Origin of the sequence: Flammeovirga pectinis, from assembly GCF_003970675.1 — a bacterium.
Lineage (GTDB): Bacteria > Bacteroidota > Bacteroidia > Cytophagales > Flammeovirgaceae > Flammeovirga > Flammeovirga pectinis.
The window spans coordinates 3,264,481-3,276,716 of sequence record NZ_CP034562.1; the positions used below are offsets into that span (position 1 = coordinate 3,264,481).

Consider the following 12,236-nt stretch of genomic DNA (forward strand, 5'->3'; position numbering starts at 1 on the left):
AATTAATGAACACACAAATAAATATTACTAAGCTAAGTATTAAAAACTTTTTTGCTGCTCATGCTTTCATTAAGAAGCATCAGTTAGGTAAATACTACCTTTATATAAGTGTGTTTGCTATTGCATTATCTATTGGGATGATTAGCGGAGGTGTTTACTTTAGTAGTAAGCTTATTTTATCAATCCAAGATTTTAGTATTATAAATTCTTTAGAAGAATGGATTAAAGAATATACAGCAACTAATGTTGATACTTACCTCTATTGGATCCTTTTTATAGTAATAGAGGTTCCTGTACTTATCACTTCTCTATTAATTTATCCTACAATTTTAAGTATAATTAGTTTTCCTATTCTAGATAGCCTTACAGAAAAAGTAAATAATATCTTATTCGATAAGAAAGTAGGACCATCTTTTAGTATGCAGCGTTTTGGACAAATGCTTTTTAAAATTTCGCTTCCAAATGCTATAAAAACAATTACTTACTCTCTTATATTAATGCCATTCACATTTATACCTATCATTGGTTTTTTCTTTATGTTTTTAAGTATGTGTATAAATGGTTATTTTTATGGATATGATATTCTTGACAACTATTTTGAAAACTGGAATGTTAATGTAAATAAGAGTAAGCGATTTATTCAATCTCACAAAACATTAACGACAACCTCTGGTTTTGGAGGTGGTATGCTTGCAATGATTCCTATTATTGGTAGTATCTTTTCTCCTATTATTAGTATTGTAGCCACTGGCTTAACCTTAAAAGAGCTCAACATTCATGACGAAATTATTCAGCCGTAAATTAGCCTTTATCTTTTTTGTTATCTCTTTCTCTTGTGGACTTATAGAAGATAGCAGCGATACTCCTGATATAGGGTTAGACCCCATAGCATTCCCTTCCTCAATACATTTTGAATATAATCTTTACACACCACAAAGTGGAGATATTAAAAATATGTTACTCTATTTTACAGAATCAGGGAATTTTTCTGTCATCTCTCAAACATTTCAGAACGACTCTATTGTACAAGCTTTTTTTAGTTATAATGATGCTAATAGAATTTCTAGTATTGAGCTTACCTCCCTTGATCTACAAGTAGTACTTAAAACCTATACTTTTAATTATGATAAGCCTGAGGCTAATAGTTACACCATATCAACAAATGGTACTATTGTATTAAGAGTTATCAACCAACAGTCTTCTGATCAATTGTATAGTGTTATTAATTATGCTACATCAAAAACTCACATATATACTTATGAAAACGGTAATATAACTACAGAAAAAATATTTAATTCTCTTGTAGTCATTGATGGCCAAAAGCCAGATCAAGAGGTAAGTTTTGTCTACAATCCTAACTCCTATAGCATATTTGTATCTTCATCTATAAGAACAGAGATGTTATTAGCACAACAATTTAAGGATATTCATTTTACCCCCTATTTTGCTACATCTCCAAATGCTGCAAACCTTCTTACTCAAGTTACAAATGCTACAGAAAACACACGTATAGAGTACAGAACAATCTATAATGATGATTTATTTCCTACTTCCATCTCTATGATTTCTTCTCAAAGTGATATGCCTACAAAACAAATCATACACACTATTAGTTATGCCGAACCTACTCCTTTTTAATAAGTCCCCATGGGTTGTATTTGTCTTGTACAAAATGAATTATTTTTATAGCAATTAATACGGCTATTACTCCTACAATCCATCCTCCTAAAATATCGCCCACAAAATGAACGCCTACTGCAATTCTACTGTAAGAGTAAACCACTGCCCAAACAAATAGTAAGCCTACCCATTTCACTTTCTTTCTCCATTCTAAAAAGAAATATAACGCTATTGCCATAGAGGTAGATGCATGAGAAGAGACAAAACCCAACGGACCACCTTTGTACCCATGTAGCGTATGCACTAATGCTTGAATTGCAGGATCATGTGATGGACGAGGCCTGTTTACTAAAGGTTTAAAAATTTGAGAGGCAATAACATCTGCCAAACCTATGGCAATACCTAAACCAGCAAGGAATATGATTGATTGTTTCCAACCGAATTTCCAAAACATAAACCCTATTAAAAATACATATAGAGGCCACGAATTTATTGGCGTTGTAAGCCACCAGAAAAACGAATCTGAAGCAGCTGTATGATGACTATTTAAGAACAGAAAAAGTTCTTGTTCCCACTCAAATGGTTGCATATACGTACAAGGTTTAATTTAATTTATGGTGTTTCTCGTTTGGATCAGGGAAGTTAAAATTATCTTTGTAACCTCTTAATCTATACAAATACGCATAACGCATCAGTTTGCCAGCTCTATCTACTTCTACTCGACCGACTTCTTCAATAGCATCAAAATATTTACCGAATTGTCTATCAACATCGCGCCCCCAATTACTTACATTCAAGAAATAAACATCTTCACCTTTTTCTAATCCACCACGCTCTTTATTTATCCATGCATACTTATGTATTTCATCCCAAGATCCCATTAATATCAGAGGATGCTTATTTGGGTAAGCAATATAAAAGTCTACATGTGTACCAGGAAACCATTCATAAGCTACAAATTTGGCATTAGGTTTCATCTTACCTTCTTCAAGGTCTTTGGCTAATAATGGTTTTAATTTCTTATTAATTTGACGCCATCCGTACATGTCTTGCGTGAAATCGTATTCTCCAAAATTCTTAGGATCTTCTAAGTTTGTTTTACCTACATTCAGCGGGCTAAAGTTAATTAACCAATAAGCTATTGCTAATACGATAGATAAAAATGTCGTTGCCCCAACAATTCGTCTAGGTTTCCATAATCTCCATGCATTTTTTGCTTTTGAGTCAACTAATTTAACTCTCCAATACACGGCTGTAATAATAATTAAAGGTAAATATCCTGGTCCTGTCCAGTGTGGTAAAGTTCTTCTAAACAATGCAAATGACGTAAATACAAGTATTAAGGGTAACCCATTAAATAAAAGTACTTGTAACGACTTTTTATCCATTATCTTTTTTCCTTTAGCTATTCCTATCATGGCGGCAATAATCAAATACCAGTTCCATGGATTATTGTAAGCTATTTGTCCTCCAACTTCGGTAAAAAAGTAATCTAAACGCAATTCTAGAGTAGGCGTTACTCTATCTGTATGGAATGTAAAACTGATAAAATCATTGGCATAGTTCCAATATATAACAGGGAAAAGACAAGCTATCGCGATAGCACCTGTTGCCCAGATACTCCAATCTTTTAACCATCTTCTATCACAAATTATTACATATAACGCTACACCTAAGCCAATAAAAACAGCATGGTATTTTGATAAACCAGCCAAACCAATCATAAGGCCAGCTAATAATAAATTCTTACGTTCTTCCTTACCTATTTTCTTAGCAGGTAATGAATTTAATAAGAAATAAATACTCAACATCCAGAATAAGGTCTGTGGAGTATCAGGAATAATAAATATCCCTGCCAAAATAGAGGCGTATATTGATGATGTATACAAAAAGGCAGCATAAATACCTGCAACACTATCTTTTAATTTAGAAGCTATTTTAAAAGCTAAAAAAGTATTGATACCTGCAAAAACAACACCTCCTAACCTCATAAAAAATTCGTAAGGTAGTGTTAGATTTAATGTAAAAAGCTGAATAACCCACCCTACCATTGGAGGATGATCGAAATGACTTAGTGAAGGGTACAATGCGTACGTCCAATAATACACTTCGTCATTACTGAATTCCATCGTTCCGCCTATTACTGCACGAACAATAGAACTTATTATAATTAGCCTTAGAACAATTTGGGTTGCTCTGCTTTCTGTAATACTATTTGATTCCATGCTGCAAATGTACTCGTTTTAAAGAAATGCTTTTCGTTTTTTTGATGATTAAGTAGTAGTAAGTCCTTAAAAAATGTTTTCATTTCAAACTTACGCCTCTTCTTTCCGTTTATTTATCTAATAATAGATAAACAAAAGACGATGCGAACAATAACTATACTTAAAAACCTATCCTTATTAATTCTTGGAAGTTTTGTCATTTCTGCCTGTGTAAATGATGTTGACTCTACTGTACCAAGAACTGTCACTTTAAATTTTGATTGGACAGCTGCCACTATTTCAGGTTTAGATTCTGGTATTGCTGTTATTTCACATCAAGCAGGTTTAGCTGAATGGAATTTTAAAACAGACCAAACAGAGGTTACTATTCATAATGTAATTGGTAATTTAGTAGTTTCTAAACCTGAGTTTTTACCTACAGAAGAAATAGCCATTCCTGAACAAACTTATATTATTCCTATAGAACAATCTGAAACAACAATCTATTTTGTTGCTCCAAATTCACAGTAGCTATTCATAATATTTTTATTTCACAATAGAATCTTAAAGTGATCATATTAAAAAAATTGAATATCACTTTTTTATTGCAGTGTCTTAAATATTATGTAACTTCTTGATACCTAAGTATTCACCCAAAAGTATAATATGAAAGTCTCAGACTTTATTTCTAAAGAAGAAAGCGGGAATAGAGAAGTCAAAATTGATAAAGTTGAATTTAGCCTAATACATGACGGTGCAAATGACAACCTCGGTATGTTATACATGCACGTCTATTACTTTATCAATAATTACGATGAAAAGCCGATGTGTAGAACATATAAGTTTAGTCACCTTCATACCGAAGATTGGCTCTATTATATTCTCATTGGAGGCAATCAAAATATAGAAGCTAGAAAATGGCTTTTAGAGCGTATGCGTACTCAATATGGTATTTCATTCCTGAAAATATTAAAATAAAAAAAGCGATAGTTCCTTTTACCGAACTATCGCTTTTGTATTTTCTAACGTAATTAGTCTACTTTTAATACAGACATGAACGCTTCTTGCGTTACTTCTACATTACCTAGCTGACGCATACGTTTTTTACCTTTTTTCTGTTTCTCTAGTAACTTACGTTTACGAGAAATATCACCACCATAACATTTTGCAATTACGTTTTTACGCAATGCCTTAATTGTTTCTCTGGCAATAATTTTAGTACCAATTGCTGCTTGAATTGGAATTTCGAATTGCTGACGAGTAATTACTTCTCTTAGTTTTTCACAGATTTTCTTTCCACGATCATAAGCTCCATCTCTATGCACAATAGCAGAGAATGCATCTACAGGATCGTTATTTAAAAGAATATCTAACTGTACTAATTTAGAAGCACGGAAACCAATCAATTCATAATCTAAAGATGCATATCCTCTAGATATTGTTTTCAACTTATCGAAGAAATCAAAAACAATTTCAGATAATGGAATCTCAAAAATTAACTCTACACGGTCAGTTGTAAGGTAAACCTGATTTTTCAACTCACCACGTTTCTCCATACATAAGTTCATAATCGGACCTACATATTCTGCCTTAGAGATAATATTTGCTTTAATATATGGTTCTTCGATATGATCTAATTTACTTGGATCAGGCATATCAGAAGGTGCATTTACAATAACTCTGCTCTTTTCTGCATTATTTAAAAATGCATGATATTGTACCGAAGGAGCAGTTGTAATTACCGTCATATTGAACTCACGCTCTAAACGTTCTTGAACAATCTCCAAATGAAGCATTCCTAAGAATCCACAACGGAAACCAAAACCTAAGGCTACAGACGTTTCTGGTTCCCACACTAAAGACGCATCATTTAACTGAAGCTTTTCTAGTGACGCTCTTAAATCTTCGTATTCTGTAGTATCAACAGGATAAATACCTGCAAATACCATTGGTTTTACATCTTCAAAACCTTGAATTGATTCAGAACAAGGATTTTCAGTTAAAGTAATTGTATCACCAACTTTTACCTCTTTAGCCTCTTTAATACCTGATATAATGTAACCAACATTACCTGCAGATATAGATTTCCTAGCTTCTTGCTCTAATTTTAATACACCAATTTCATCAGCTTTGTATTCTTTGCCTGCATTGACAAATTTTACAAGGTCTCCTTTTTTTAATGTACCATTTAAAATACGGTAATATACCTCAATTCCTCTGAACGAGTTATATACAGAATCAAAAATTAATGCTTGAAGCGGTCCTTTAGGATCTCCTTTAGGAGCAGGTATTCTTGCTATAATTGCTTCTAGAATTTTATCAACACCTAAACCTGTTTTACCAGATGCCTCTACAATATCCTCACGTTCACAACCAATCAAATCCATAATCTGATCTGCTACAACCTCAGGGTTAGCATGTGGTAAATCAATTTTATTCATTACTGGAATAATTTCCAGATCATGTTCCATGGCAAGGTACAAGTTGGAAATTGTCTGTGCCTCAATCCCTTGCGATGCATCTACAATCAACAAAGCACCTTCACAAGCTGCAATTGACCTAGAAACCTCATAAGAAAAATCGACGTGACCAGGAGTATCAATTAAATTTAACACATATTCCTGACCATCTTGAATGTAGTCCATTTGTACAGCGTGACTCTTGATGGTAATACCACGTTCACGCTCCAAATCCATATTATCTAACAACTGATTCTGCATATCGCGTTGCGAAACCGTTTGTGTTTTTTCCAACAAACGGTCAGCCAAGGTACTCTTACCGTGGTCGATGTGTGCAATAATCGAAAAGTTGCGTATATTTTCCATCTTGTCCATATTGACAAAGTTACTTGTATTTCTCTAACTCTCTATCTATCTGTATATATCTAACAAAACTATTAACGTTTTTATACAGGTAGATTCAAAAAATTTTCACAAAAATATGCGAAAAGATCAATACAACACGAATTCTTAAAGTTTTATTGGATAATAATTTCAAGAAAGATGAATTTTACTATTTTATTACTGAATAATAACTCTATTTTTCTTGAAAAATGTTAATCAACATATGACGTCTATTATTTTAAAGTATATTTACTAAAGAATAAAATAAGTTATTAAATGGGCTTTATTGATAAACTTAAAAAACGTTGGGATGTTAAAAGTGGAGGACAAGTAATTGTAATTCTACTTGTGTTTGCTATTACTGGCACCACATTTATGTATACTGTAAAGCCATATATTTACCCATTATTTGGTATTACTTCAGAAAGCTCAACATTTATCCGCATTCTAGCTTTCGTCTTTATTGGATTACCTTGCTACCAAGTACTGTTATTAATTTGGGGAACTATTTTAGGCCAATTTAAATTTTTCTGGGCTTTTGAAAAGCGCATGTTCCGAAGAATGATTGGGAAAAAATAATATTTATCCCACACATTATTAATAGTTTAGTCACTGTTTAAATTATGAATACCTCACACCTAAAAGAAAGTTTACCTAAAGCTTACTATATAGAACGAGTACATAAATGTTATAAAGCGATTCCATATTATTTTATACCCTATTTAATCATAATTACCTATTTTGTTTTAGATGATTTTAGAGTATTCAACAATATAGCATTCACAGCGTTCCGAATTCCTTCAATTCTTCTTTGCTTTATCACTTTATTTTTACGTTTTACATTTCCTCTTGAAAGTAAATTAAAAAAATATTGGATTCCATTATACGGTGCTTGCATTAGTACTATAATATATAGTCTTTATGGTGTTACATACTTAGCTTTTGATCATGAATTATTTGTATCTGGTTTATATATTATAAGTGCAATCCAATTGCTACTGTTCCTTTACAGTATCCTTCCTATATCTATAACATTAATACTGTTAAACATTGGTTTCTTATTGTTTATATTAGCTTTAGGGATAGGACATTATACTGACTTTATAAATCACCATTCTAGTTTTTTACCCCTACCTAATTTTATTGCCATCAGTATTGCTACCTCATTTGTATTATATATTAAGTACCGTAATACTTTTCTAAGTTTTCAGAATTTATTCTTATTCAAAAAAGAACAAGAAAAAACAGAAGCTTTATATCAAATCACCTTAGAGCAAAACAATGAATTATCATTACAAAAAGAAAAGATTTCGGAACAAAATGACATCCTATCAACACAGTATTTAGATATAGAAAATTCGTTACAATATGCACAACGTATACAACGTACAATACTTCCGTTGTCTTTTTATAAAGTAACTAAAGTATCAGAATATTTTGTTTTTAATGAACCGAAGCATATTGTTAGTGGTGATTTCCATTGGTTTGGAAAAACAGATACTTCACAAATTATAGCTATCGGAGATTGTACCGGACATGGTGTTCCTGGTGCTTTGATGAGTATGTTAGCCATATCTTTATTAGATAGATTAATACAAGAGAATATCTCTGATCCAATGCATATTATAGAAAAAATGCATCTGCGTTTAAATTCTCTTCTGCAACAAAAAGAAACGAGCAATGAAGACGGTATGGCAATATCTATACTTAGTATTCCATTAGACCCTACTGCTACTCATTTTACATTTGCTGGAGCTAAAAGTCCACTTACGATCATTAAAAAAGAAAAAGTTTCTCTGTATAAAGGAAGTCGTTATTATATAGGAGGGCAGTTTTCACCCATTAACCACTGTATTAACCATACTATCAAAATAGAAGATGATATGATGGCATACATGTATTCTGATGGTTTTGAAGATCAGTTTGGGGGAATTGATAATAAGAAATATAAACCTGCAAAGTTTAGGTCTCTTTTACAAGATATCACAGATAACTCTGCTTTAATACAAAAACAGAATCTATCTTCAGAATTTCATAAATGGAAAAACACCCTACCCGATAACATTATGCAAGTAGATGATGTTTTGGTAGCAGGATTCCGCTTTACTACTTCACCTCAGTAACTTTTACAATATCATCTAGTCGTATTTGCAAATCATTTGATAAAATTGCGTATTCTACTTTATCTATCACTTTTAGTGTTTTAATAGAAGCCTCTATCACTTTATCTTGATACGTAATTTGCAATACAGCTTTATGCATTGCCCATATTTCGTATTGATCATACAAAGAGCAAGCTACAGGCTTATAACTTCCTTGTTTTCCATTTTTATACATTCTTCTTTTTTCTGATGGTCAATTATTTTTTTCTGACATTTAGCATATCCCAAATGTATTGCTTCGTGTAGCACGCTTAGCTCTGCTGCTTCTGCAACGGTATGTATAGTTACACCTATACCTGTTACAAATGTTTTATAAGATTTAAATAACCCTGCAGCAAAGTCTTTGTCTAATTGCTCTATTAACTGCAAACCTGCTGCTTTTAATTCCATAATCTCTTCAGAAGAAAGATCACGTGTAGGGTATGTGCCTTTAGAAAACATCTCAATCCACTTTTCTTCAATAGGTGGATTTACACCAGAAAGTTGATAACATAATTTTTGATGTGAGACAACACTATGTCCAAAATTCCAGATGATATTATTCTTAAAACCATCAGGAATTATATTCAATTCTTCTGTCGAATGTTTATCAATGAATTGAATAAACTGCTTACGTAATTTACGGGAAGTATTTAACATATTAGAAGAGGTAGTTATAAGTAATAATCAGTAGCCTAATTTACAAAATTATTATTGCCTAAAAAGTATTTAACAAAAAGATTTAGACAAAAAAAAGCCTTGTAATATTTCTGTATATTACAAGGCTAATACTCTAATAATAAAGTATTTACTAATTCTGAGGCATTGTACATGTTTCTAATATAATAATACGGTCCATATATACATTTATTTCCTCTTCAACGTTATATTTTAATTTTTTATTGAATTGAATATTTACCAAACGATCCAACTCTAATTGTAAGTCTGCTACCTTTTTCTTTAAAGATGTTCTACGTTCTAATTCTTCGATAATAGCACGCGAATGTGGTAAATCATTACCTTCAATAAATATTTTTAAGTCTTCTTGATCGTCAAAAGATAAACCATCATAAGCAACTTGTGCTAAACGTAACCCTTCTACTAAATCAGCTGAATGACTATATTTTTCAAATTTTTCTTTTAAAACTTCTGTCAGAAAAGATGATGAGATATTCATAATAATTGATTGTTTATAAGCATTAATAATGAGAGGCCTATTTCCATCCTCTTTAAAAATTAAACCCTTAATCACCTCATTATGTTTGATTTATTTATTTGTATTAACAATGTCTAGTATTTTTAATCTTTAGTTTCTATTATTAAAACTCATAAAGTTGCCTGAATAGTATCTCAAGTGCTATTTTATTTACAAAATTGTATTAAAAGTAAAAAAGAGCTTCGTAAAACAAAGCTCTTTTCCAACCCAAAAACTAACTATTTCTCATTGCTATAATCTTTACTGAATAATGAATTATTCAGTGTAATATCTTTATAAATCATTATTGTTTTTCAACATTAAATGATTGTAATTTCTGTGTTATACTATATATACACCTACCCTCACTTTTACCCTACCAAAAAAGTAATAAAAAAGTGTTAATGTATAACTTTTTTTATATTAACTATTAACCAAGATAAATCAATACTCGTTAAATGTTTATTTTTTAATCTTTATATTACATATTGATACTTTTTTGAGTATTTATTGTTTAATTTGTAATCTAAATAAAGAATAAGAGAATAAATTGACTACGAATTGAGCAAAATAACACATACAGGTTTTCAGTCGCCTGCTGGTGATTATGAAGAAGATGATATTAAAATAGATCAATATCTTCTGAGAAATCCCTACGCTACGTTTGTGATGCGTATGCAAGGAGACGCAATGAAAAAAGTTGGCCTGTTTCATAACGATTTATTATTAGTTGATAAATCTTTACCCCAAAGAACAATAGCATAGTAGTAGCTTGGAGTAATAAACATGAGTTTATCGTTAGGCGACTTCTTATTTCTGACACTGGTATGTATTTGCTTTCTGAACAAGGGCATATAATTGGTCAGAAAAATGATTTTACAATATGGGGAGTAGTAACGTTTAGTATTAGACATCATCATTGGAAAAAATGAAAAAAGATATTTTAGGTAGAGAACAAAAAAAATATGCACTTGTAGACTGTAATAGCTTCTATGCATCTTGCGAAAAAGTTTTTCGTCCTGATTTAGAAGGTAGACCTGTAGTGGTACTTTCTAATAACGATGGCTGCGTAGTTGCAGGAAGTAAAGAAGCTAAAAAGCTAGGCTTAACAATGGGAGTGCCTTTCTTTAAAATGAAATCGACTATCCAGAAACATCAAGTAGCTGTATTTTCTTCTAATTACGCTTTGTATGCTAGTTTATCTAGAAGAGTAATGTCGCTATTACGTAATTATGGATCTTCTATAGAGGTCTACTCCATTGATGAAGCTTTTCTAGATGTATCTAAATCGGCTCAAACTACAGAAGTAGGAAGTATTATACATAATGTAATTCAACAATCTACAGGTATTCCTGTTGCTGTGGGAATTGGCAGTACAAAAACATTAGCAAAATTAGCCAATCATGTTGCTAAGAAAAATGATTCATTCTCTGGTGTATGCGAATTAAGTAGTTACAAGGAAGGACAAAAATATATCGCTCATCTACCAATAGATGAACTCTGGGGTATTGGACGGCAGCATACAAAATCTTTACAAGAACATAATGTCTATACTATTGGAAGTTTTATGGCATTACCTGAAAGCTATATCAAAAAAAAATGGCATACCCCTGTTTGGCGTATCTATAAAGAATTACAGGGAGTCCGTTGCCATACGTTTATTGATAATGCTCCAAAAAAGAAAGGGATTGGTACAGCCAGAACATTTGCTAAACCAGTAAACACGTGGAGTAAATTAAAAGAGATTGTAAGTGGCTTTATTGCTACGGTAGCAGTAAAATTACGTAATCAGAATAGTTGTACACAACGGTTATCTGTATTTGTTACTACTGATAAATACAGAGAGCAAAACCCTTACTTTGGTAGTAAAAGTATTTGTTTACCAATGCCTACAGACGATACATCTACTTTAATAAAAGCTGTATTACCTCTTTTAAAAGCTCTCTTTCACGACAAGCATAACTATAGAAAAGCAGGAGTTTATATAACAGATATAAAACCTAATACAAGCAGGCAGTTAGCCATTGGTACACCTTGCTCTACTGAAGCGTTAGAAAAACAAAGTACGTTATCTGCTACAATTGATAAGATTAATCAAAAATTAGGAAAGAACACATTAGTTTTTGCCACACAACGGCTTTCTGCTAAACACCCTTTTGATATGAAACAGACTAACAAGTCTCAACGGTTTACAACAAGTTTAGATGAAATTGCCTGTGTTAGTTAAAGAACT

At 31.8% G+C, this 12,236-nt stretch carries 14 protein-coding genes; 8 read left to right on the forward strand and 6 right to left on the reverse strand.

The features are described 5' to 3' along the window. Positions 1-5: 5 nt before the first annotated feature. Both EI427_RS13105 and EI427_RS13110 read left to right on the forward strand, forming a co-directional pair. Positions 6-800 (forward strand): EI24 domain-containing protein, encoded by a 795-nt coding sequence (locus EI427_RS13105; protein WP_126615348.1) that lies wholly within the window; start codon positions 6-8, stop codon positions 798-800. Beyond that, positions 778-1,638 (forward strand): hypothetical protein, encoded by an 861-nt coding sequence (locus EI427_RS13110; protein WP_126615350.1) that lies wholly within the window; start codon positions 778-780, stop codon positions 1,636-1,638. The genes EI427_RS13105 and EI427_RS13110 overlap by 23 nt, the downstream gene beginning before the upstream one ends. Here EI427_RS13110 and EI427_RS13115 read toward each other — a convergent pair. Both EI427_RS13115 and EI427_RS13120 read right to left on the reverse strand, forming a co-directional pair. Next, positions 1,625-2,209 (reverse strand): phosphatase PAP2 family protein, encoded by a 585-nt coding sequence (locus tag EI427_RS13115; RefSeq protein ID WP_126615352.1) that lies wholly within the window; start codon positions 2,207-2,209, stop codon positions 1,625-1,627. The genes EI427_RS13110 and EI427_RS13115 overlap by 14 nt on opposite strands. A 13-nt stretch (positions 2,210-2,222) precedes the next feature. Then, complete coding sequence (locus EI427_RS13120; protein WP_126615354.1) at positions 2,223-3,845, reverse strand: ArnT family glycosyltransferase; 1,623 nt, start codon at positions 3,843-3,845, stop codon at positions 2,223-2,225. A 141-nt stretch (positions 3,846-3,986) separates the two neighbouring features. Between EI427_RS13120 and EI427_RS13125 the strand changes: the two genes are divergently transcribed. Together EI427_RS13125 and EI427_RS13130 are read left to right on the forward strand one after the other, a co-directional pair. Next, positions 3,987-4,355 carry a hypothetical protein gene (locus EI427_RS13125; RefSeq protein ID WP_126615356.1) on the forward strand — a complete coding sequence of 123 codons (369 nt, stop codon included), beginning with the start codon at positions 3,987-3,989 and terminating at the stop codon, positions 4,353-4,355. A gap of 135 nt (positions 4,356-4,490) precedes the next feature. Next, positions 4,491-4,802 (forward strand): hypothetical protein, encoded by a 312-nt coding sequence (locus EI427_RS13130; RefSeq protein ID WP_126615358.1) that lies wholly within the window; start codon positions 4,491-4,493, stop codon positions 4,800-4,802. Positions 4,803-4,855: 53 nt separating this feature from the next. Here the strand turns inward: EI427_RS13130 and lepA are convergent, their stop codons facing one another. Continuing rightward, positions 4,856-6,649: a translation elongation factor 4 gene (lepA, locus tag EI427_RS13135; protein WP_126615360.1), complete on the reverse strand. Its 1,794-nt coding sequence runs from the start codon at positions 6,647-6,649 to the stop codon at positions 4,856-4,858. Between the two features lie 294 nt (positions 6,650-6,943). Here lepA and EI427_RS13140 point away from each other — a divergent pair, with 294 nt between their 5' ends. Both EI427_RS13140 and EI427_RS13145 read left to right on the forward strand, forming a co-directional pair. Beyond that, positions 6,944-7,246 carry a DUF6787 family protein gene (locus EI427_RS13140; RefSeq protein WP_126615362.1) on the forward strand — a complete coding sequence of 101 codons (303 nt, stop codon included), beginning with the start codon at positions 6,944-6,946 and terminating at the stop codon, positions 7,244-7,246. A 44-nt stretch (positions 7,247-7,290) separates the two neighbouring features. Next, positions 7,291-8,790: a PP2C family protein-serine/threonine phosphatase gene (locus EI427_RS13145; protein ID WP_126615364.1), complete on the forward strand. Its 1,500-nt coding sequence runs from the start codon at positions 7,291-7,293 to the stop codon at positions 8,788-8,790. On the opposite strand, the gene EI427_RS13150 is transcribed toward EI427_RS13145, so the two are convergent. The 3 genes from EI427_RS13150 to EI427_RS13160 all read right to left on the reverse strand — a co-directional run bounded on the left by EI427_RS13150 (position 8,774) and on the right by EI427_RS13160 (position 9,985). Then, positions 8,774-9,004 (reverse strand): Rho-binding antiterminator, encoded by a 231-nt coding sequence (locus EI427_RS13150; protein ID WP_126615366.1) that lies wholly within the window; start codon positions 9,002-9,004, stop codon positions 8,774-8,776. The genes EI427_RS13145 and EI427_RS13150 overlap by 17 nt on opposite strands. Beyond that, positions 8,965-9,468, reverse strand: coding sequence for a DinB family protein (locus EI427_RS13155; protein WP_126615368.1), 504 nt, complete (start codon positions 9,466-9,468; stop codon positions 8,965-8,967). Before EI427_RS13155 ends, EI427_RS13150 begins: the two co-directional genes overlap by 40 nt. A gap of 151 nt (positions 9,469-9,619) precedes the next feature. Beyond that, positions 9,620-9,985: a hypothetical protein gene (locus EI427_RS13160; RefSeq protein ID WP_126615370.1), complete on the reverse strand. Its 366-nt coding sequence runs from the start codon at positions 9,983-9,985 to the stop codon at positions 9,620-9,622. A gap of 579 nt (positions 9,986-10,564) precedes the next feature. Between EI427_RS13160 and EI427_RS13165 the strand changes: the two genes are divergently transcribed. Beyond that, positions 10,565-10,768: a S24 family peptidase gene (locus tag EI427_RS13165; protein ID WP_126615372.1), complete on the forward strand. Its 204-nt coding sequence runs from the start codon at positions 10,565-10,567 to the stop codon at positions 10,766-10,768. Positions 10,769-10,931: 163 nt separating this feature from the next. Further along, positions 10,932-12,230 (forward strand): Y-family DNA polymerase, encoded by a 1,299-nt coding sequence (locus tag EI427_RS13170; RefSeq protein ID WP_126615374.1) that lies wholly within the window; start codon positions 10,932-10,934, stop codon positions 12,228-12,230. Positions 12,231-12,236 lie beyond the last annotated feature (6 nt).